The sequence below is a fragment of the Enterobacter sp. Taxon_8 genome (genome assembly GCF_058354585.1).
Genome location: NZ_CM177989.1, coordinates 2,325,585 through 2,347,354, shown reverse-complemented (window position 1 = coordinate 2,347,354; position 21,770 = coordinate 2,325,585). Strand labels below are relative to the sequence as shown.

Here is a 21,770-nt window from a genome sequence, read left to right as displayed (position 1 = left end):
TTGATGGCGTTAAGCATACGGAGTATTGTCCGAAGAATTAAGTGCAATGAAATCAACATATGATGAATATTATGCATCCGGCCTTGAGACGACTTGATTTAAACCTGCTGCCCGTTTTCGACGCGATCTACCGCCACCGTTCCGTTCGGCTGGCCGCTGACGAGCTGGCGATGAGCACATCCGCGCTCAGCCATGCGCTGTCGCGCCTGCGCGCCAGCTTGAATGACCCGCTGTTTTTCCGCGAAGGGCATCGTATGTCCCCCAGCGTTTATGCCTCTCAGCTCGCACCTTCGATTGCTTCCGCACTCTCGTTCCTTAATCATGAACTGACCCCGCAGGCGGAGTTTGATGCGGCCAGCAGTACGGAGAGCCTGAAGATTGCGATAACGGACTTTACCGCGCTTTGCATTTTTCCGGCTCTGATGCACAGTCTGCAGCTTACTGCCCCTGGGTTACGCTTTGAATTGCGCTATCTGCCGCACAGTCCGGCGCTGACGGAACTGCTGGCGGGCGAGGTGGATCTGGCGCTGGGCTTCAGCACTCAGGATGATATCCGACACCCGGAACTGGAAGAGATCGACTGGTTTGAAGATGAGTATGTGGTCATCAGCAACGCGCGGCAGACGCGTCTGACGCTGGAGGACTATCTTGCGGCCCGACATCTGGTGGTGACCCCATGGAATGAGAAGCAGGGCGTTCTTGACGTACGGCTTGAGCAGCTGGGCTATACCCGACAAATCGCGATCAAAACGCCGTCGATGCTCAGCGCGCCGTTTATCGTTGCGGAAAGCGACCTGCTGATGGCGATCCCCCGTTTTGCCGCTGAGAAGCTGGCTGCGGCAGCGGACCTGAGAATATTTCCTTTACCGTTTTCGATACGCACGTTTGAGGTGAAAATTTACTCGCATAAACGCAGCGGCCAGCGGGGCGCAACGCGCTGGCTTAAGGAGGAGCTGCAAACGCTGGCGCAGGCGCGTCATTACGGGCTGTCCGGCTCCCAGAAGAGGATGTCGCCGGGTTGACACTGCAGCGCCTCGTAAAATAAGTAGAGCGCTAAAGTCCAAACGATAAAAAGTTATGCGACCGGAGAGGAAAGTACGATATCGTAACTCTATGATAAAACGCGTAGTTCGCAGGAACACCGTCGCAACAGGACGATAAATGATTGATGACATCCGTTATCTGATAGTGTTTGCAAAGATTGCTGAGGCAGGATCCATTTCAGGTGGAGCGGAAGCGTTAGGGCTTACAACCGCAACGGCAAGCGCGCATTTATCAAAGCTGGAAAAAAATCTTGGCTGCGCGTTACTGTACAGAAATACCCGTAAACTCTCTCTGACTCACGATGGCGCCAACTTGCTGGAAACGGCCAAATCGATGCTGGCGCTTTATGAGCAGGGGGTCATTGAATTTAAGCAGCGTTCGATCTCAACGGCGAATAAGCTGACTGTTTCTCTTCCTGCCGTTTTTCTGAAGAGTGCGTTTACCCGCCATCTGGCCGATTTTATAAAACGTCATCCGGGCATTTTACTGAATATCTCTTACAGCGATACGCGCAGAGATATTATTGCCGACGGTATCGATGTGGCATTTCGAATCGGCGAGCTTCCGGACAGTTCTCTTAAAGCGCGCCATCTTTTTGTGCTGCCGCGCCAGGTAGTTGCGTCCCGGGAATTGCTCAGCCATTACCCGACGATTACGCATCCTGATGACCTGGCGAAACTGCCATGGATTGGACTCAATATGAGGCAGAATAACCGGGAATTTCGACATAAAAATGGAGAAGTGGCCGTCGTAACGTATACGCCCACGGTGTATGTAGATAATGTCGAAGCCGCTTATGCCCTTGCCAGACAACAAATTGGTCTCGCAGCACCTCCTCGCTATTTAAGCGAAGAGGATGTTAAGCGCGGAGAAATGCTGGAAATACTTCCTGACTGGTCATTAGAACCGCTGAAAGTCTATGCCGTATGGCCTTCTAATATGTCGACCAGCAGTATTGCCTACAAATTGATTAATGATATTTATAACGCGATTGAGTTTCACGCGTTATAACGGGTTAAAATGCTAAAAAGAGCATGTAACACGCCGTAATAAGCAGCAGTCCGCCCATCAACACGTTAAACGTGCGGAGCTGCCGCGTGCTCCTGAGCAGCACAGATACTTTTTCTCCCATCAATGCCCATGCTGAAAGCGACATATAACAGACTAAAAAATAGACCGTGATAAAGACGAGAGCTGTCACAGGGGTTGAGGGTTCAGAAAACATCGCAGCCCCTGAGGCGCACGCGGTCCATGCTTTTGGGTTGATCCACTGCATGACAAAACCCTGAATAAAACCGGGTGAATCTGTTTTTGTTAATGACATATCGGACCGTGACGACGCTATCTTATAGCCCAGATACATTATAAATAAAGAACCGGCAATATTAAGATACCGGAAAAACACTGGATATTTTTCGATTGCAGCGTAAAAGCCGAAACATATAAAGATAAGTAATAACGTAAACCCTATCGTTGCTCCGGAGACAAATGAGAAGGTCTTTCTAAAGCCGTGAACGGCACCAGACGATATAATCACCATATTAACGGGGCCAGGAGAAAATGAAAGCGTCAGTGAAAATATAAACATTGTAAAAAGTACCAGCATTTTATCTCCGTGGGTTGGTTTATCTGCATTAGAGGTACTGCGACTATTAAGTCACAACTTTACTCGTCATGTGTCTGAATACTACCTGGGAACGTCTGCCAGAATAAGTGGCCTTTATCTAAAGGTGTGTTTGATTTTTTGTACCAATCGCGCAGGCGCGGATGGCCCATTAGTGACAGGGTTTCAGTTGCTATCTCAAGGAGGAACGTCAAACGCTGGCGCAGTTTGCAAGGGAGTCCTATGCCGGGCAAGCTCAGCGCTACCCGGAAAAGGTGGAAGCAAGGGATAGTCAATTTAACGGCAGGTAGATATCCGTTTGCAGCGCATGTTCTGGCACCTCGTGAATGAAGTTGAGGTAATGGAAAAATACCGGGGCATCGCGAAGCGTTTCGCCGCTGGCCGGTAGCCAGTCGCGAAACATCGCCCACACCGTGGCGGAAATGGTATCCAGAGAACCCGTGTGGCGGGCTACGGCGTAACGTCCGCCGTCGATTTCGCCACTGCAAACCCCGAATTCATTTTCTGGTATCGCTTCAGAGATACTGCCGCAGATATCGAAACGAAAGGCGTCTGCGGGTGTGGTTGCCGGGTCATCCCAGGCGATACCAAACGTGCTGCTTTCGTGTACTGGCGATAGGCCCGAGCTTTTACGCCAGGCAATAAATTTCGCCGCGCTGTCATTTACCCGATCCGGGTTGCCACGGTGCTGAAGCATTGCCACTTGGGTCTGTGGGAAATCGACAATCTTAATTTCCATCGTTTTTTGCTCCTGAAAGGTCATTTTCGGTACGCGCTGGTGCCAGTTCAGCCAGTCCGGCTGCTGCCGAAACTGACGCGGGCTTTTTCCAAACGCGTTTCTGAAGGCGCGACTGAACGATTCAGGGCTCTGGAACCCGGCATCGAGCGCAATATCAATCACCTTATCCTGAGGATTAAACGCCAGTCGCCAGGACGCATGACGCAGGCGCAGCCACTGAATATAGCGATACAAAGGCTGGCCGCTAAACGCCAGGAACTGCCGGTGAAAATGATAAGGCGAACAGCAGGCTAACGCGCTGAGCTTCTCCAGCGTGAGCGGTTCATCGAGATGTTGGGCGATATAGTCGCACACCGTCGTGAAGCGCTCGCGGTAAGCCGTTTTGATTGCATCGTTCATTGCATCCTCCTGATGACCTACTTTGCCTCACCGAACGGCCAAAATCCTGACCGATCTTGCTGATTATGGAGGGGTTATACTGGCGGTATATCGTTGTGCGGCAGCAAACGTTCCGTCGTACCTAAGATACTGCTAAATGATGAATGAAGACTCACTTCCTGTACTTATATTAGGTTTGTCATAATCCAAATTTTCTTAGCTACAAAATTTTATGAGAGGTAATGATGGTAAAGGACTTAAAGCCAGAACAAATCGAAATCATAAACCGTATTGTATTTGAGCAAATCGAAAAGATGCAGGCCAGCGTGGTCAAAATTGTTGCTGAAACGGAGAGAACTACGCACCAGCAGCTGCAGGATAGCGGGATTGATATGATCGATTTTTATCCGGCTAATAAGGATTTTTTGATGATGACTCTCGTTCAACACTTAATAGATCAAGTACATGGCGGCAATATGGTTCTTGCCCAAAAAATGATATCCATGGAAGCAAAACGGCTGAACATCAGCGTACATGTTGAGGCAGAGTAAATAATCTCGAATAAGGAATAAATTAATGGGGCCATGCTTGTGAGCAGACAAATTCTTTGATTATCGCTGAGGCTATCAGCTGCTCGCCGCTGAAGTGCGGCCAGCAGCTGATAGCTTCTTTTTTCAATTCGCTGCATGATTTACGCAAATTTCAGCGCAAAATTCCATAAAGGCTTCGACAGCAGCGGGGGGCAGTCGACGAGATGGCCGCGTGATATACAGCGGATAGGTTTCGCCAGGCCATTCCGGAAAAAGTTCGACCAGCATTCCGTCAGCGATCAATTGCGTGACGCTGAGTGAAAGTACCTGGGCAATGCCAACACCACTTACGCAGGATTGCACCATCAGATCTACATCGGTTGTCGTCAAATGACCATGAGTATCAATAGCCAGTACTTCGCGATCACGACGGAATTCCCACTCAAACGGTTTCCCGCGGCGAGGATCGATATACTGAATGCACTCATGCGTGACTAGTTCTTCAGGATGCTCAGGTCGACCATGCCGTTTCAGATATGCCGATGATGCCACAGTGAGTACGCGCGTCTGAAAGAGCAATTTCGAAGAAATAGTTGAGGGGAGTTGCGGCCCGAAACGCACCGCAACATCTATACCCTCTGTCACAAGATCCCCTACGTCAGGCTGCTGCACTACTGTAAGTTCCAGTTCCGGATGACGTTCGCGCAAAAGAGGCAGTTTCGGGGCCAAAATATAACGAGCGAAGATTGGATTAACGCTGACCCGTAATGATCCTCGTACAGCAATGGCGGCACCGGATACGTAGCTTGCCGCAACTTCAATCCCTTCAAGATGTGGCGAGGCGCGCTCATACAAAGCCCGGCCTTCGTTCGTCAGGTTCATCGTACGCGTCGTACGGTTTAGCAAGCGCACACCGAGCCTCTCTTCAAGGCGATCTATCGATCTGCTCACGCCAGAAGCGGACAGTCCCAGCACCTCGCCAGCGCGACTGAAACTACCCGCCTCGACAACTGCGGCCAACACGCTCAATCCTGACAGTAGCCTTCCGTCAAAACTCATAGTGACTCACCTTTGAATTTATTCAAATATAATTTGCATAAAACTACCTTTATCAAAAATGGTGCGCAACCTATTGTGTCAGCCAATTCGTTGCCAGGCGCTATTTTCCCTGTCCCCGGCTGGGCAAACCTCGCAACGAACGGCATCACTTAACCCCGAGGAATACGAAATGACAACGACGCGCACTCTTTTTAAAGGCGGCATTATCCTTACTCTGGATGCCGATATACCCAACCTCTCCGTGGGCGATGTTCTCGTCCATGGCGACCGTATCGCAGCTGTGGGTCCGGAACTGCAGGCGGATGATGCCCTGGTGATTGATGCAGCTGGCCATATCGTTATGCCCGGCCTGGTGGATGCTCATCACCATATGTGGCTTGGCGTAATGCGCCGCATGATGCCAAATGTCGACGATCTGTTTGATTACATTGATGTGGTCGCCGAGAAACTGGGCAAACATTATCGTCCCCTGGACATGTACCTGAGTACCAGGCTCACGGCACATGCCTCACTGGATGCCGGTATTACTACCATCATTGATGCCTGCCACAACTCGCGCAGCCCCGAGCATACTGATGCAGCATTAGATGCTCTAAAGGAAAGCGGCATCCGTGCGTTACATATGGTCGGTGCAGCAATGGATAAAGAAGCTTCATCGGCGCATTTGCCTGCCGATTTGGAGCGACTGTCGCGAAGCTGGAATACAAACGACAGCCTTGTGCAGGTTGGTCTGTTTGGTCAGCTCAATCTTGCCTGGTGGGAGATCGCACGCAAGCTCGACATGCGCATTCTGACTGAATTCATCGGCGATCTCGCTAGCCTCGGCCCTGAGTTTGCCAGACCGGGCGTACTGGGCACGGATAATATCTTCAATCACTGCTCAAGAGTTCCTCAGGATACGTGGAAGCTGCTGGCCGATGCACGGGTCAACGTCACGGTCAATCCACGTTCGGATGCGTTATTTGGTTTCGACGATGAAACCTTTGCTTACCAGCAGGCTGTTGATAACGGCTTAACCCCGGCGCTGGGCATCGACCTGGATACGGCGTTTGGCAGCGATATGTTCGGAGAAATGCACGCGCTGTTCGGTCAGCAGCGATCGGCTATGCGCTACCGTCGCTTCCGTTGCGAGGAGAACGTGCCATCTCCCATTACGGCAGAGGCGGTCCTTAAGGCGGCAACTGTGAATGGCGCGCGAGCGGCTGGACTTGAGGACCAGATTGGGACCCTTACGCCAGGAAAGCAGGCCGACATTATCATGATTCGTACTAACGGCGTCGCCGTTTTCCCCGTGACCAACGCGATCGGCACTGTTGTGCAGGCGATTGAACGGTCTGATGTGGATACCGTGATGGTGGCTGGCCAGCTGCGCAAGCGTGCGGGCAAATTAACGGGCATCGATCTGGCGTAGCTGAGTGCGGATATCATCCGCTCTCGAGATTACCTGCTCAAAGCCAGCGGCTATCACGCCGATCTCTTTACAGCATCTTGATAACTGAGCGGCCCGATACTCCGGACCGTTCAACTCTCTCACGCCTGTATCATCAAGGAGAATTTGATGGAAGCCCACGTCATAAAGCGGCTAGCGGAGGATAATACTCTGCCCGTGCTTCTTCCCCGCCCGGCAACGGGCGTTATCGCCGCGCTATTTTTTGGCTATCTGGCCGTCGGACTGCCGTTGCCGGTGATTCCTTTGTTCATCCACGGCCATCTCGGCTTTAGCAACGTCGTGGTGGGACTGGTAATAGGCATCCAGTTCCTGGCAACGGTGCTCACTCGCGGCTACGCCGGACGGATTACCGACCAGAAGGGCGGCAAATGTTCCGCGCTTCAGGGCGCGATCCTTTCGGCGCTGGCTGGAGGACTCTATCTGGTCGCTTCAGCAACGGACCTTTCACCCACAGCGACACTTTGCATTGTTATCGCAGGGCGTCTGATGGCCGGGTTTGGCGAAAGCCAGTTCGTGACGGGATGCGTGTCATGGGCAATTGCCTCCGTTGGCCCTCAGCGCGCCGGGATGTCTATGTCGTGGACTGGCATCGCTATGTTTGCGGCACTTTCAATCGGTGCTCCTGTTGGAATGGCGTTTTATCAGCATTACAGCCTCGCGACGGCGATGATTGCCTGTATTGCTTCACCGCTATTGGCCACGCTGATTGCATTAGGTACTACATCATATAGATCGCCAGGAGGTCCGCGGCTGCCATTCCATCGCGTAGTAGGGCGCATCTGGCGCGAAGGTCTGGGATTGATGCTGCAGGGTGTCGGGCTTTCCGGGCTTACCGCTTTTGCCTCATTGTACTTTGCAGCACATCACTGGCAGAACGCTGGACTGGTAATGACTGCCTTTGGCCTCGGTTTTATTTTTGTTCGCCTCGCCTTCGGGCATCTGCCAGATCGGCTGGGCGGCTACCGCGTTGCGGTATGGTCCCTGGTGGTTGAAGCTCTCGGTCAGGCCATGTTGTGGCTGGGCTCAAACGAAGGGGTGGCGCTTGCCGGCGCTTTGGTCACCGGGTTGGGCTGTGCGCTGGTATTCCCCGCGCTGGGCGTTGAAACCTTAAGACGCGTTCCACAAGCCAACCGCGGCAGTGCAATGGGCGCATTCGTTGCCTTTCTGGATGTCGCTTATGGAATCGCCGGGCCTGTAGCTGGCCTGATCGCCGGTCAGTTTAGTTATGCCGCTGTATATCTGTCTGGTGCAGTCTGTGCGCTGCTGGGGGCGCTGATTGCGAGCGCGTCTCGCATGCAGCAATCCTGAATAAACATCCGAGCCGGTAGCCCTTGCTGTCGGTTCAATAATCTGGAGAAATTATATGTCACGCATTTTCATCTCCGGTTCGTCTACAGGCCTCGGCCTGATGGCAGCCGAACTGCTGGTTCAACAAGGACATCAGGTTGTATTGCACGCGCGTAATGCCAACCGTGCTGAAGATGCCCTGCGCGCCTTACCCCAGGCTGAAGCCGTCGTTGTAGGTGACCTGGAGACCATTGCCGGTGCCAGGGAAACGGCTTTATGCGTCAACGACCTGGGGCATTTCGATGCCGTGATCCACAATGCTGCCGTTGGCTACAACGAAGCCTATCGCGTGACCCGCGACGGGCTGCCGCATGTTTTCGCGATCAACACGCTCTCGGCTTACATACTTACCGCGTTGATTGAACGTCCGCAGCGCCTCGTCTATCTGAGTTCGGGTATGCATCATCATGCCCGGGCTAACCTGGATGATATTCTCTGGCAAAAACGTCGCTGGAATGGTGCTGACGCCTATGCTGAGAGCAAATTACATGACGCTATGCTGGCTTTTGCTCTGGCGCGTCGCTGGCGTAACGTGCGGATCAACAGCCTGGAGCCTGGCTGGGTGCCGACAAAAATGGGTGGGCCGCACGCTCCGGACGATATGGACCTGGCACATCTCACTCAGGCATGGCTCGCAGCCAGCCATGATTCTGCGGCTGATGTGACGGGCAAATATTTCTACCACATGAAGCGCATGGCCGCTAATCCACAGGCTCTCAATGCGGCATTGCAGGATCGTCTCATTGATATTTGTACTGAGATTTCAGGTATAGCGCTGCCGGAGTAATACGTAACGTTAACGAAATGCGCATTAACCATAAAAAACAGAGTGTTTACATATCAAGGATAAAATAGGTACCATACCCCCCTATAGTATCAGGAGGGCGTATGCCGCATTCACCCGAAGATAAAAAACGTATTCTTACCCGCGTCCGGCGCATTCGGGGCCAGGTTGATGCCCTTGAACGCGCGCTGGAGTCGGGCGATCCCTGTCTGGCCATCCTGCAGCAAATTGCCGCCGTGCGCGGGGCTGCCAATGGCCTGATGGGCGAAATGGTTGAGATTCACCTAAAAGATGAGCTGGTAGCGGGGGAAACCACGCCGGATCAGCGTGCCGTACGCATGGCGGAAGTCGGCCATTTACTGCGCTCTTATCTAAAATAAATCCACATACCTGACAAGAAGGGAAGACATATGAAATCTCGCGCTGCAGTTGCATTTGGCCCCGGCCAGCCGCTCAAAATCGTTGAAATTGACGTGGCACCGCCAAAGAAAGGTGAAGTGCTGATCAAAATTACCCATACCGGCGTATGTCATACCGATGCGTTTACGCTCTCGGGCGACGACCCGGAAGGCGTTTTCCCGGCGGTACTCGGCCATGAAGGCGGCGGGATTGTGGTGGAAGTGGGCGAGGGCGTGACCAGCCTGAAGCCAGGGGATCATGTGATCCCGCTGTACACCGCGGAATGCGGCGAGTGTAAGTTCTGTAAATCCGGCAAAACTAACCTCTGCCAGGCGGTGCGCGCCACTCAGGGGAAAGGGCTGATGCCGGACGGTACTACCCGTTTCTCGTATAACGGCGAGCCGGTTTATCACTACATGGGCACCAGCACCTTCAGCGAATACACCGTTTGCGCGGAGATCTCGCTGGCGAAGGTGAACCCGCAGGCGCCGCTGGACAAAGTCTGCCTGCTGGGCTGCGGCGTAACCACCGGCATCGGCGCGGTGCACAACACGGCAAAAGTTAAAGAGGGCGATACCGTGGCGGTGTTCGGTCTCGGCGGCATTGGTCTGGCGGTGATTCAGGGGGCGGTTCAGGCGAAAGCCGGTCGTATCATTGCGGTCGACACCAACCCGGAGAAATTCAGGCTGGCGGGTGAAATGGGCGCGACCGATTTCGTTAACCCGAAGGATCACGAAAAACCGATTCAGGATGTCATTGTTGAGATGACCGATGGCGGCGTTGACTTCAGCTTCGAATGTATCGGCAACGTCAACGTGATGCGTTCCGCGCTGGAATGCTGCCACAAAGGCTGGGGCGAGAGCATCATTATTGGCGTGGCCGGAGCGGGCCAGGAAATTAAAACCCGTCCATTCCAGCTGGTCACCGGTCGCGTATGGCGCGGTTCCGCGTTTGGCGGCGTGAAGGGGCGTACCCAGCTTCCGGGTATGGTTGAAGATGCGATGGTCGGCAAGATTCAGCTCGATCCGTTCATTACCCACCGCTTACCGCTGGAGCAGATTAACGAGGCGTTCGATTTGATGCACGAAGGAAAATCCATCCGTACCGTTATCCATTTCGGCGACAAGTAACTCTTCTGCCAGCGGTTTTTCGCCGCTGGCGTTTCTTTAATAATCTTCTCTAAAGTGTGACCAGTGCGGCGTTTTTAGCCGTAATCTAAATCTCTGCCGTGCCGATGACTATTTAACAGGCGTGTTTTTACGCATCTTACCTACAAGAGAGTCGACGGTCATGGACAACACTACTTCGATGCTGGCGCAGCGCAAGCTGGGCTTCTTGCATCACATCAGGCTGGTTCCGCTGTTTTCCTCCATTCTCGGTGGCATTATTCTTCTGTTTGCCTTGAGCTCGGGTCTGGCAGGGTATTTCCTGCTGCAGGCCGATAACGATCAGCAGGATGTCACATCCGAAATTCAGGTGCGTATGGGGCTGTCGAACAGCTCAAACCATCTTCGAACCGCGCGTATTAATCTGATCCACGCCGGTGCGGCAAGCCGAATCGCGGAGATGGATGCGATGAAGCAGAACATCAGCGAGGCGGAAACACGCATTAAGCAGTCTCAGGATAGCTTTACCGCCTACATGAATCGCGCCGTGCGTACCGCCGAGGGCGCAGCGCTGGATGCGGAGCTTAAGACCCGGTATGACGCCTATATCGCGGGCATGCAGCCGATGGTGAAATTCGCCAAAAACGGCATGTTCGAGGCGATTATCAACCATGAAAACGAAACGGCGCGTCCGCTGGACGACGCTTACAACGCCGTACTGCTGAAGGCAATTAAAATCCGTACCGACCGTGCCAATGCGCTAACGGCGCAGGCGCACAGCCGCACGCAGCTGGGCCTGATGTTTATGGTGGGCGCGTTTGCGCTGGCGCTGGTGCTGACGGCGATGACCTTTGTCGTGCTGCGCCGCACGGTAATCAATCCGCTGCAGCGTGCAGCGAAACGTATCGAGAATATCGCTAAGGGCGACCTGACGATGCCGGACGACGTGGCCGGGCGCAGCGAGATTGGCCGCCTGACGCGCGATCTGCAAACCATGCAGCACTCGCTTGAAAAAACGGTCGGCACCGTGCGTCAGGGGGCGGAGGAGATTTACCGCGGCACCAGCGAGATCTCTGCCGGTAACACCGATCTCTCTTCCCGCACCGAGCAGCAGGCTGCCGCCATCGAGCAAACCGCCGCCAGCATGGAACAGCTGACCGCGACGGTGAAGCAGAACGCCGATAACGCCCATCATGCCAGCAAGCTGGCGGAAGATGCCTCCGGGAAAGCCACCCGCGGCGGTCAGATGGTTTCCGGCGTGGTGAAAACCATGGGCAATATCTCCAGCAGCTCGAAGAAGATCTCTGAAATCACCGCCGTGATTAACAGCATTGCCTTCCAGACCAATATCCTGGCGCTTAACGCGGCGGTAGAAGCGGCGCGGGCGGGCGAGCAGGGGCGCGGATTTGCTGTGGTGGCAAGTGAAGTGCGCACTCTGGCAAGCCGCAGTGCGAATGCCGCAAAAGAGATCGAAAGCCTGATCAACGAATCGGTATCGCTGATCGACCAGGGTTCCGGCGAGGTTGTCGCCGCCGGTAACACCATGAATGAAATCGTCGAAGCGGTTAAACGCGTGACCGACATCATGCTGGAGATTGCCGCAGCGTCCGATGAGCAGAGCCGCGGTATCGTGCAGGTGAGCCAGGCGATTTCCGAGATGGATAAAGTGACCCAGCAGAACGCCTCGCTGGTGGAGGAAGCCTCCGCGGCGGCGGCGTCTCTGGAAGAACAGGGCGCGCGTCTGACCGAGGCGGTCGGCGCGTTTCGGTTGAGCAGCAAGACACAGGGGCGTACTCAACCGCAGAACTCCGCAGCGGTAAAACCGGCTGCACTACGTCCGGCGGTTGCAGATAGCGGGGACAACTGGGAGACGTTCTGAGTCGACAGTCGTGTCGGGTGGCGCTTCGCTTACCCGACCTACAAAAACTGACCTACAAAAAAGGGACCTTTCGGTCCCTTTTTCACATCTTATTTCTTATCGGGTAATGCGTACGCGATAACGTAATCACCGCGGTCCGGCGACTGGCGGGCGCCACCGGCGTTAATGATGATGTACTGCTTACCGGTTTTCGGCGACACGTAGGTCATCGGGCCGGACTGGCTGCCAACCGGCAGGCGGTCTTTCCAGATCTCTTTCCCGGTGGCGGTATCAAACGCGCGCAGGTAGAAATCCTGGGTACCGGCAAAGAACAGCAGGCCGGACTGGGTAGAGAGCGACGCGCCCAGGGTCGGCATGCCGATCGGGATTGGCATGTGCATGCGAATGCCCAGCGGGCCGGTATCTTCCACCGTGCCGACAGGAACCTGCCACACCAGCTTGCCGGTTTTCAGGTCAACGGCTGACATGGTGCCAAACGGCGGCTTCTGGCACGGAATGCCCAGCGGCGACAGGAAGCGTTCACGCATCGCGCCGAACGGCGTGCCGTCCATTGGAACTATCCCCATCTCGATGCCGCTGGCATTTTTCGCCACGTTTGCGCGCGGCACCATATAGTTTGCCAGGCCCAGGCGCATATCGTTGACAAACATCAGGCTGTTGTTCGGGTCAACGGAGACGCTGCCCCAGTTCATCCCGCCGAGTGAGCCAGGGAACTGCAGGGAACGGTCGAGACCCGGTGGGGTGAAGACGCCCTGATGACGCATCTCTTTAAACTGAATGCGGCACAGCAGCAGGTCGACAGGCGTCGCGCCCCACATGTCGGATTCGGTCAGCGTCTGGTTGCCAATCATCGGCATGCCGACGGAGTACGGCTGGGTCGGGGAATAGCGTTCACCTTCAACGTTACCCGCCGGGACAGGGCGTTCCTCTACCTTCGCGACCGGCTTACCGGTTTCGCGGTTAAGCATGAAGATCATGCCCTGCTTGCTGGTCTGCACCAGCACAGGCGTGGTGCCGCCCTTACCGTCAGGCAGGTCGTACAGCAGCGGCTGGGAAGGCAGGTCGAAGTCCCACAGGTCGTGGTGGGTAGTCTGGAAATGCCAGCGAACCTGACCGGTGGCCGCGTCGACGGCGACGATGGATGAACTGTACTTATCGTCCAGCGCGGTACGCTCTCCCGCCCAGAAGTCTGGCGTGGCGTTGCCGGTTGGCAGGTAGATCAGGTTCAGTTTGGCGTCGTAGGACATCGCGGACCAGACGTTCGGCGTACCGCGGGTGTAGGTCTGGCCTTCCGGCGGCAGGCCGGTCAGGTTCGGATTACCCGGATCCCACGCCCAGGCCAGCTTACCGGTGTGAACGTCGTAGGCGCGCACCACGCCCGGCGGCTCGCCGGTTGAGTAGTTATCTGCGACGCGACCGCCGACGACGACAACGTTCCCGGCAACCAGCGGCGTCGAGGTTTGCTGATAATATCCGGGCTTAATCTCACCCATGCCGACGCTCAGATCCACGGTGCCATGGTCGCCGAAGTCTTCGCAGACCTTGCCGGTATCCGCGTTGATGGCAATCAGACGGGCATCGGTAGTGGGCAGGAACAGGCGGCGAGGGCATGCCGCAGGCTGTGTTTCTGCCTGTGACGTTGTCACGCTAGAGTGGTCTTCAAAATAGCCCAGACCGCGACAGCGCTGCCAGTTAGGGGCCGTGGCTTTGGAATCGTAGCGCCATTTTTCTTTACCGGAATCCACGTCCAGCGCCAGCACTTTACTGTATGGGGTACAGACGTACAGCGTGTCGCCAACCTGCAGAGGCGTGTTTTGATCTTCCGCACCCGAGCCGTTGCTCTGCGGAATATCGCCGGTGTGCGCAACCCACGCGACTTTCAGCGAGCTGACGTTTTGCTTGTTGATCTGGTCCAGCGCGGCGAAACGGTCGCCGTGGGTGGTATTGCCCCAGTGCTCCCAGTTCTTTTGCTGCTCGCCGGGGGCGACGGGTTTCACCGGAACGGGCTCGTTCGCTGCCACGAGGGTCTGCGGCTTAAACATCCAGCCCAGGCTGACCAGCATGGCCACCGCGAGCAGGGCCGCGACGCCAAAGGCGGGCGTCTTGTTCGGTGCAGCGTAGTTTGCCGTGCGCAGGAAGGGCCAGACGATGGTGCACAGGAACGCCAGTACGGCAAAGGTAAACAGGCGGGAGAAGAGCGGCCAGAAATCCCAGCCCGCATCGCTTACCGCCCAGAATAGCGAGGCGATAAACGCGATGCCGTAAAGCACAATCCCGCTGGTGCGGTTGAGGAAAATCAGGATCGCGGCAATCACCATTACCACGCCCATTATCAGGAAGTAACTACTTCCGCCCACGGTGGCGAGCTTTAAGCCCAACCCGCCGACGGCCAGACCGATGAGCATCATCAGTCCGGCAAGAAGCCACTGCAGAATACGAGGTATCCCGCGCGGCGCGCTGCCAAATGCCATTTCTGTCTCCTTAGCTCCCCCCGCTGTGTCGGGTATGTACCAGTTGGGTAATAAATGCGGTGGGATTGATGGTTAATACCGGTGAATTCGTTTATATCAAATAATTTGCGAACCATTTGGTGAATTCGCCGCTATGATAAAACTGTTAAATTGTTTTACGCAATTGTTAATGATTTATTCCGCATTATTTGATTAACGCACAGGTCAACCCCCTCGCCCCTAAGGGGAGAGGGTCAGGGCGAGGGGCAAAAAGGTTCTAAACCGGCATTGATTTACGGATGGCGCTCAGCAGCGTCTGCGCACCCGTTGAGAGTGGGGTGTCGACGCGGGTCAGTATGCCGATAGGTTCACCGGGGCCAGGGGAGGTAATCGGCAGCGCGATCAGCGTTGCCTGGCGTAAATCATCTTTTACCGCCCCGGAAGGGACGAACCAGACGTAGTCATAATCCAGCGTAAGCTGGCGTGAAAGCGAGGCTGACAGCGTTTCGATACACCCTGAGGGCAGCGTACACCCCTGCATTTGCAGCAAGGTTTCGGCGGTCTGGCGCGGGACGGTCCCTTTGGGGCACACCACCACCGGCCACTCCATGACGCGGCTTAACGTCACCGTGTCCTGCAGCAGCGGGTGATCGGGACGAACCACCAGCTTCAGGGACTCCAGGAACAGCAGTTCGTAATTGAGACCCCCCATCAGTTCAGGGTCGGACATGCGGCCGATACCGATATCCAGCTCGCCCGATTTCAGCCCCGCGAGCAGCATGGTGTTATTCATGGTGGCAACCTGAATTGTGGTATGCCGTTGCTGCTTGTGGAACTGGCCAATCACCGGCGGAAGAATGCCGAGCGCGGCGGTGGGCAGGGCCCCGACGCGGACGACCTCGCTGGTGTGTTCTTCTTTTCGGTGCAGGGACTGGCCTGCGGTATTGAGCGCATCCAGCACCTTAACGGCGTGCGTAAGGAACTGTTCGCCCACGATGGTAAGCTGCGCCCCCAGCCGACCGCGGTCAAAAAGACGGGCGCCGGTCAGCTGTTCAAGCTCGTTGAGGGTTTTTGAGAGCGCAGGCTGGCTCAGGTTAAGAGTTTCAGCCGCACGCCCCAGCGTTCCCTGTTGAGCGACGGCCACAAATGTATGCAAATGGCGCAAGCGTATGCGCTGACTGAACAGACCATTTTTTTCCATAGGCGATGTTAAAAACAGAGCGATGCGGGTGACAAGTTAAGTTATTTAATTTTGATAACCTGATAGCAAAATATTTTTAACATTTGATCTGTTTGAGTTACAACATGTTTTTCGGCGGGGAATAAGAGCGAACGTCCTTGTTCATTTATTGCTCATTGCTGAGGGGAAAGGGTTAAGCGGTTAGATTACGCCGTCACCGCCGTCAGAACACCACACCTGGCCGGACGTAAACGAACATTCATCCGAGGCCAGCGTGACGTACAGCGGGGCGATCTCGACGGGCTGACCCGGACGTCCCAGCGGGGTATCTCCGCCAAACTCCTTCACTTTTTCCATCGGCTGGCCGCCGCTGGACTGCAGCACCGTCCAGTATGGGCCGGGAGCGACCGCGTTGACGCGAATGCCTTTCGGACCCAGCTGCTTGGCTAAGGATTTGGTAAATACCGCCAGACAGGCTTTGGTCTGGGCGTAGTCCAGCAGCACCGGGCTTGGCTTCACGGCCTGAACGGAGGAGGTATTAATGATAACGGACGAGGCCTTCAGGTGCCGCAGGGCCGCCTTCGTGATCCAGAAAGGAGCATAAACGTTGGTTTTAAACGTCGCGTCAAAATCTTCAGTAGTCAGCTCTTCGAGGGATTCACGGAACTGCTGGCGACCGGCGTTGTTGACCAGAATATCCAGCCCGCCCAGCTTCGAGACGGCTTCTTCGACCAGGTTCTGGCAGAAGGTTTCGTCCCGAACGTCCCCCGGCAGCGCGACGGCGTTCCGGCCTTCGGCTTTGATCAGGTCGATGACCTCCGCGGCGTCTTTTTCCTCTTCAGGCAGATAGTTAATCGCCACGTCAGCGCCTTCACGGGCATAGGCGATGGCCACTGCGCGACCGATACCCGAGTCACCGCCGGTGATCAGCGCTTTTTTACCGGCCAGGCGGCCATGCCCTTTGTAGCTGGTTTCCCCGTGGTCGGGTACAGGCTGCATTTCGGATGCCAGTCCCGGTGGCGTTTGTGGCTGTTCCGGGAACGGGGGCTGCGGATAAGCGTTCGTACGTTGTTGGGTATCACTCATAGCTGACTCCTTAAGCCAAGGGGTGAGATTTGATGGATAACTGCAGCGTTAACGCTTCGCTGAATTATTTCTGCAAACGATCGACGCGGACGACGGCAGGAGATGATTTTTTATCAAGCGAACCGTTGATGCTGATCATCTGGTCGGGTTTTACCGTTCTGCCATCGAAGACTGCCTGGGGAATAATAACGTCGATTTTTCCGGTTTTATCCTGAAATACAAACTTATCGCCGCTACCGTCAATAAGATTACCGCGCAGTGAAATGGTGGCACCGTCGTGCAGTTGTTTTGCCTGATCGATGGTCATAATACGCGCATCATCGGTTCCGCGATATCCGCTATCCAGCGCATGGGGTGGCGGCGGGGCTTCACCTTTTTGTAACCCGCCGTTATTATCTGCGAAGGCGGCCGGAACCAGAAATATCATAAAAGCGGAAATAAGCGATAATTTCATCGGATATCCTTCATTTTGGGTGTCTTGACTTATTAAGTATTGTTGCTATTCCTTTATGTGGCAAATGTGATAAGTCCTAAAAACATTCGCGTGAGAAATCAAACTTATCGGATAATAAGCGAAACGGTGACGATGACCATGAAGCGTGAAAATGAAAAGTTGCCCGGGATAGATGAGAGTTTTCGCTTGCTGACGTTTGAATACGCGTTTCGTCAGGTGGGTTTTATTGTTCTGCTGGCTATTATCATCGCGGCTATCGCCGGTCTGTTTTCAAGCGGGTGGGTCAGCGATACGGTCAAAACCAATTCCGCAAAATCACTGACCATAAGCTATGAACGGTTTGGCCGCCGGGAGACGGAGACGCGAATGGAGCTGGCGTTCCCGGTGCAATCAGAGGGTAAGTATGTTCTCAGCATGACCAGCGAGAGCAGCGATGTTTACGAGCCTGGCAGCGTCTGGCCGCAGCCGGACAGCATGTTCAGCCGTGGCAAGACCCTCTATTTCGTCTATAACAACCTGAAAAAGTCAGACCGCTTCGCGGTGTTATTCTTCAACACGCCTTCGAGAGCCGGTAAATGGAACACAACCATCCGTATTAACAGCGAGCCGGAGATAACCTTCTGGCAATTTATTTACCCCTAGGAGGCTGATATGGATATGGTCTTTCGTGCGCTGGCGATTTATCTGTTCCTCGTGGTGGTTTTTAAAGTGGCCGGGCGGCGTGCGCTGCTGCAGATGACTAGCTTCGATCTCATTCTGCTCCTGATAATTAGTGAAGCCACGCAACAGGCGCTTCTGGGACAGGATTTTTCCGTCACCGGCGCGATGATTACGATTACCACCCTGGTGGTGGTGGATATTATTTTTGGCCTTATGAAAAAGTATTTTTCGCCCGTAGAGAATATTCTGGACGGTACTCCCGTTATTCTGGTTGAGAACGGCGTGCCGTTAGCCGATAAATTGAAAAAAGTCGATGTATCCTGTGATGATATTCTGGTGTCGGCGCGTCAAAATAATGGTATTAACGAAATAAGCCAAATTAAATATGCCATACTGGAGCGCAATGGACATATTTCAATCATTCCATTCGAGAAATAAGAGGCGCAAAGATGAGCAATCTTTTTCACGACAACAATTATACCGTGGGTGAACTGACGAAAAAACTGGCGAGCAAATTAACCGATCTCGGGCTTCGCTTAACCACGGCGGAATCCTGTACCGGCGGAAAGCTATCGGTAGCACTTTGTGCCGAAGAGAACACGGCCGATTTTTATGATGTTGGCCTGGTCGTATTCAGCGACGAAGCCAAAGCACGGATCCTCGGCGTTCGTCCTGAGACGCTCGCGCGGTATACCGCGGTCAGTGAGCAGACGGTGACCGAGATGGCCGCCAGCATCCGCGACATCGCCCAGGCTGATATCAGTATCGCCATCAGCGGCTATGCTGGCCCGGAAGGGGGCGACGACGGCACGGCGGCGGGGACGGTCTGCTTTGCGTGGAACATTCGCGGCGAGACGCAAACCCGCACCGTACTGTTTTCCGGAGACTGTCAGGACGTGGTGGAAAAAGCGGTGCATTTTTCGCTGGCCGAGCTGGTGACAGCATTGTCGGACGGGCATAACGGTTGAGTTCACGTGGAGGTTCTATGGCTGTCATAGTAATTACCGGTGGGACGGCGGGCGTGGGAAAAGCCACGGCGCTGCACTTTGCAAAAGCAGGTTACGATGTGGGCCTCATCGCCCGCGATGAAGCAAGCCTGCACTCCACCCAGGAAGAGTTGCGCCGCTTCGGCGTAAATGCACACGCCGTGCAGGCGGACGTCGCCGACAGTCAGGCGGTGGTGGATGCGGCTAACGAGATTGAGTATCGCCTCGGCGCGATTGATGTCTGGGTGAATAATGCCATGGGGGCCGTGCTGGCACCGTTTCGTACCCTTACGCCGGACGAGTTTCGGCGCGTGACTGAGGTGACGTACCTCGGCTACGTGAACGGCACCCGCGCGGCGCTGGAGCTTATGGTTCCGCGCGACAGGGGCGTGATTATCCAGGTAGGGTCCGCGCTGGCCTACCGTTCCATTCCCCTGCAGTCCGCCTACTGCGGGGCCAAAGCGGCGATCCGCGGGTTTACCGATGCGGTGCGTACCGAGCTGATGCATGAAAACAGCCGGGTTCAGCTTTCGATGGTGCAGATGCCGGGGCTTAACACGCCGCAGTTTGAATGGGCAAGGAATAAGTTCGCCTGGGCAATGCGGCCGGTACCGCCGGTGTTCGAGCCTGAAGTCGCCGCCAGCGCCATCTTCAGGGTGGCGCAAAAGCCGGTACGCGAGCTGTGGGTTGGCAGCAGCACCATTCAGTCGATTGTCGGGCAGTTCCTCTTCCCGGGTTTTCTGGACAGGCTGATGGTGAAGAAAGCCTGGGAAGGCCAGATGACCGACGATCTGAACGCGCCGGACCGTCGGGATTATCTCGACCAGCCGGTTAACGACCTGCACAAAATCCATGGCCGTTTCACTGATGAAGCGAAAACCCGCGCGTCGTCCGTGACCTCCGGTATGCCGGGCAAAGTGGCGTTAGGGGGGCTGGCGTTGGCGGGTATTGTGTTGACGCGTTTGCTAACCCGCCGGAAACCATAATCAGCGCAGCGCGCTGCGGTGCGTCCAGAACCAGCGATAGCCGTAGCCGCCAAGGCTGAGCTCAACGGTTTTACCGCAAACCAGCGCGTCATCGTAGCGTTTGTCCGCAAGACAGGCGGTCCAGGTGGCGTTGCGGATCCCCTTCACGGTGAACTGCACCGGCTGGTCACTGAAGTTAACAAAGGTCAGAATGCTGCGTTCTTCGGTCTCGTAATAGATCCCCAGCACCGCGTCACTATCGATCGTGAGGAGCCGAAAGGGCGCAACGGCGATTTCGGGGAACTCCGAGCGGGTATTGGCGATATCAATGATCCGGTGCAGGAGCGAGTTGCGGTGGAGCAGCGAATCGGCGACGTTGATTTTCTGATAGCGATAAGGGCCGCGGTCGATAATCGGCGCGATAAATTTTTTCGGGTCGGCTGCCGAAAAACCGCCGCCTTGCGATCCCGCCCACTGCATCGGGGTGCGCACAGCGTAGCGCTCCTCCAGAGCGAGGTCATCCCCCATGCCGATCTCATCGCCATAGCGCATCACCGGAACGCCGGGCAGGGAAAATAGCACCGCATGGCAGAACGCCAGCCGCTTCAGATCGCCGTTGAGCATCGGCGCCAGGCGGCGGCGGATCCCGCGCTGGTAGACGTTCATCTCCTTATCAGGGGCGAAGGTATCGAGGACAAACTGTTTGTCTTTCTGGCTGATGCCCTCCAGATCCAGCTCGTCGTGATTGCGCAGCCAGTTGGCAAAACAGCATGAATCGGGCGGGACGATCATCTCCTTCACCGCGTTGCGCAGCGGACGGGCGCTTTTGCGGGCCAGGCTGACGTAAAAATACTTGTTGAGCCAGAAATTGAGCACCAGATTCAGGCGGTCATTATTGCCAAAGTAGTCCTGATAGGCCTCCACCTCAACGTCGACCTCACCCAGCAGGATCGCGTCCGGGTTGTGTTGCTCGATAAGACGACGCATATGCTCGAGGATCCACAGGCCCTTTTTTTCATCACCGTTTCCCGCCTGGGTGGTCAGGTGAGATGCGGCATCCAGTCGAAATCCCGACACGCCCAGCTTGAGCCAGAAGAGGATGATGTTCTCAATCTCTTTCAGCACCGCGGGCGAGGTGAGGTTCAGATCCGGTTCGTGGCGATAGAACATGTGCCGGTAGTATTGTCCCGCCTCGTCGTCCCAGCTCCAGATGCTCTTTTCGACGCCGGGAAACATGGGGGGCGTATCGTCCTCGTCGTTATCTGACCAGAGGTAGTAATCCCGGTAGGGTGATGCCGGGTTGCGGCGGGCCTGCTGGAACCAGGGATGCGCGTCGGAGGTGTGCTGGATCAGCAGCTCGATAATGACCTGCATGCCCAGCTCGCGGGCCTGTTCGATAAAGGCGATGATATCGGCCAGCTTTCCGAAGCGGGGATCCACCTGGAGATGGTCGCTGACGTCATAGCCTTCATCAAGAAAGGGCGTGAGGTAAAACGGGGTGATCCAGATAACTGTCGCCCCCATGCGGCGAATGTAGCGCAGCTTGGCCGTTATCCCGGCGATGTCCCCGCAGCCATCGCCGTTCAGGTCATAAAAGAGTGCGGTATCAATCTGGTAAATAATGGCCCGTGTATGCCAGTCCGTCATAGC

The 21,770-nt window shown here is 55.2% G+C and carries 21 protein-coding genes; 13 read left to right on the top strand and 8 right to left on the bottom strand.

What is annotated here, in order from left to right; translation table 11 throughout:
* Positions 1-59: 59 nt before the first annotated feature.
* Positions 60-1,022, top strand: coding sequence for a LysR family transcriptional regulator (locus tag AC4IBF_RS11105; RefSeq protein WP_252092889.1), 963 nt, complete (start codon positions 60-62; stop codon positions 1,020-1,022).
* 139 nt (positions 1,023-1,161) lie between these two features.
* Positions 1,162-2,055, top strand: a complete 894-nt coding sequence (locus tag AC4IBF_RS11100; RefSeq protein ID WP_045354903.1) for a LysR family transcriptional regulator — start codon at positions 1,162-1,164, stop codon at positions 2,053-2,055.
* Between the two features lie 4 nt (positions 2,056-2,059).
* On the opposite strand, the gene AC4IBF_RS11095 is transcribed toward AC4IBF_RS11100, so the two are convergent.
* A complete protein-coding gene (locus AC4IBF_RS11095; protein WP_252092891.1) occupies positions 2,060-2,650 on the bottom strand; it encodes a LysE family translocator in 591 nt (196 codons plus the stop codon).
* A 289-nt stretch (positions 2,651-2,939) separates the two neighbouring features.
* Positions 2,940-3,806 carry an AraC family transcriptional regulator gene (locus AC4IBF_RS11090; RefSeq protein WP_045620237.1) on the bottom strand — a complete coding sequence of 289 codons (867 nt, stop codon included), beginning with the start codon at positions 3,804-3,806 and terminating at the stop codon, positions 2,940-2,942.
* Positions 3,807-4,030: 224 nt separating this feature from the next.
* On the opposite strand from AC4IBF_RS11090, the gene AC4IBF_RS11085 reads away from it, so the two are divergent.
* Positions 4,031-4,336, top strand: coding sequence for a nitroreductase (locus tag AC4IBF_RS11085; RefSeq protein ID WP_143345723.1), 306 nt, complete (start codon positions 4,031-4,033; stop codon positions 4,334-4,336).
* Positions 4,337-4,459: 123 nt separating this feature from the next.
* Here AC4IBF_RS11085 and AC4IBF_RS11080 read toward each other — a convergent pair whose 3' ends face one another.
* The gene (locus tag AC4IBF_RS11080) at positions 4,460-5,374 is read right to left on the bottom strand and encodes a LysR family transcriptional regulator (protein ID WP_143345090.1); all 915 of its coding nucleotides are present in this window, start codon (positions 5,372-5,374) and stop codon (positions 4,460-4,462) included.
* 169 nt (positions 5,375-5,543) lie between these two features.
* Between AC4IBF_RS11080 and AC4IBF_RS11075 the strand changes: the two genes are divergently transcribed.
* The 6 genes from AC4IBF_RS11075 to AC4IBF_RS11050 all read left to right on the top strand — a co-directional run bounded on the left by AC4IBF_RS11075 (position 5,544) and on the right by AC4IBF_RS11050 (position 12,339).
* A complete protein-coding gene (locus AC4IBF_RS11075; protein ID WP_491462817.1) occupies positions 5,544-6,785 on the top strand; it encodes an amidohydrolase family protein in 1,242 nt (413 codons plus the stop codon).
* Positions 6,786-6,932: 147 nt separating this feature from the next.
* Complete coding sequence (locus AC4IBF_RS11070; protein WP_133294375.1) at positions 6,933-8,132, top strand: arabinose transporter; 1,200 nt, start codon at positions 6,933-6,935, stop codon at positions 8,130-8,132.
* Between the two features lie 55 nt (positions 8,133-8,187).
* Positions 8,188-8,958, top strand: coding sequence for an SDR family NAD(P)-dependent oxidoreductase (locus AC4IBF_RS11065; protein ID WP_136194840.1), 771 nt, complete (start codon positions 8,188-8,190; stop codon positions 8,956-8,958).
* Between the two features lie 101 nt (positions 8,959-9,059).
* The gene (locus AC4IBF_RS11060) at positions 9,060-9,335 is read left to right on the top strand and encodes a metal/formaldehyde-sensitive transcriptional repressor (protein ID WP_021242544.1); all 276 of its coding nucleotides are present in this window, start codon (positions 9,060-9,062) and stop codon (positions 9,333-9,335) included.
* Positions 9,336-9,365: 30 nt separating this feature from the next.
* On the top strand, positions 9,366-10,484 hold the full coding sequence (locus tag AC4IBF_RS11055; protein WP_021242543.1) for an S-(hydroxymethyl)glutathione dehydrogenase/class III alcohol dehydrogenase: 1,119 nt from the start codon (positions 9,366-9,368) through the stop codon (positions 10,482-10,484).
* 160 nt (positions 10,485-10,644) lie between these two features.
* Positions 10,645-12,339, top strand: coding sequence for a methyl-accepting chemotaxis protein (locus AC4IBF_RS11050; RefSeq protein WP_136194841.1), 1,695 nt, complete (start codon positions 10,645-10,647; stop codon positions 12,337-12,339).
* A gap of 89 nt (positions 12,340-12,428) precedes the next feature.
* Here the strand turns inward: AC4IBF_RS11050 and AC4IBF_RS11045 are convergent, their stop codons facing one another.
* The 4 genes from AC4IBF_RS11045 to AC4IBF_RS11030 form a co-directional block, all read right to left on the bottom strand.
* Positions 12,429-14,810 carry a glucose/quinate/shikimate family membrane-bound PQQ-dependent dehydrogenase gene (locus AC4IBF_RS11045; protein ID WP_252092896.1) on the bottom strand — a complete coding sequence of 794 codons (2,382 nt, stop codon included), beginning with the start codon at positions 14,808-14,810 and terminating at the stop codon, positions 12,429-12,431.
* Positions 14,811-15,066: 256 nt separating this feature from the next.
* Entirely contained in the window at positions 15,067-15,990 is a 924-nt protein-coding gene (locus AC4IBF_RS11040) for a LysR substrate-binding domain-containing protein (RefSeq protein ID WP_127730796.1), read from the bottom strand.
* 180 nt (positions 15,991-16,170) lie between these two features.
* Positions 16,171-17,055: an SDR family oxidoreductase gene (locus tag AC4IBF_RS11035; protein ID WP_021242539.1), complete on the bottom strand. Its 885-nt coding sequence runs from the start codon at positions 17,053-17,055 to the stop codon at positions 16,171-16,173.
* A gap of 64 nt (positions 17,056-17,119) precedes the next feature.
* Positions 17,120-17,509 (bottom strand): YdeI family stress tolerance OB fold protein, encoded by a 390-nt coding sequence (locus AC4IBF_RS11030; protein ID WP_045910503.1) that lies wholly within the window; start codon positions 17,507-17,509, stop codon positions 17,120-17,122.
* 138 nt (positions 17,510-17,647) lie between these two features.
* Between AC4IBF_RS11030 and AC4IBF_RS11025 the strand changes: the two genes are divergently transcribed.
* The 4 genes from AC4IBF_RS11025 to AC4IBF_RS11010 are packed head-to-tail and all read left to right on the top strand — an operon-like array spanning position 17,648 to position 20,141.
* Positions 17,648-18,151 (top strand): hypothetical protein, encoded by a 504-nt coding sequence (locus AC4IBF_RS11025; RefSeq protein ID WP_491462816.1) that lies wholly within the window; start codon positions 17,648-17,650, stop codon positions 18,149-18,151.
* 9 nt (positions 18,152-18,160) lie between these two features.
* On the top strand, positions 18,161-18,607 hold the full coding sequence (locus AC4IBF_RS11020; RefSeq protein WP_127730802.1) for a DUF421 domain-containing protein: 447 nt from the start codon (positions 18,161-18,163) through the stop codon (positions 18,605-18,607).
* Between the two features lie 11 nt (positions 18,608-18,618).
* The gene (locus tag AC4IBF_RS11015) at positions 18,619-19,137 is read left to right on the top strand and encodes a 2-oxo-tetronate isomerase (protein ID WP_133294380.1); all 519 of its coding nucleotides are present in this window, start codon (positions 18,619-18,621) and stop codon (positions 19,135-19,137) included.
* A gap of 17 nt (positions 19,138-19,154) precedes the next feature.
* Positions 19,155-20,141 carry an SDR family oxidoreductase gene (locus AC4IBF_RS11010; protein ID WP_104948601.1) on the top strand — a complete coding sequence of 329 codons (987 nt, stop codon included), beginning with the start codon at positions 19,155-19,157 and terminating at the stop codon, positions 20,139-20,141.
* Here AC4IBF_RS11010 and AC4IBF_RS11005 read toward each other — a convergent pair whose 3' ends face one another.
* On the bottom strand, positions 20,142-21,767 hold the full coding sequence (locus tag AC4IBF_RS11005) for an alpha-amylase family protein (protein WP_143345096.1): 1,626 nt from the start codon (positions 21,765-21,767) through the stop codon (positions 20,142-20,144).
* Positions 21,768-21,770 lie beyond the last annotated feature (3 nt).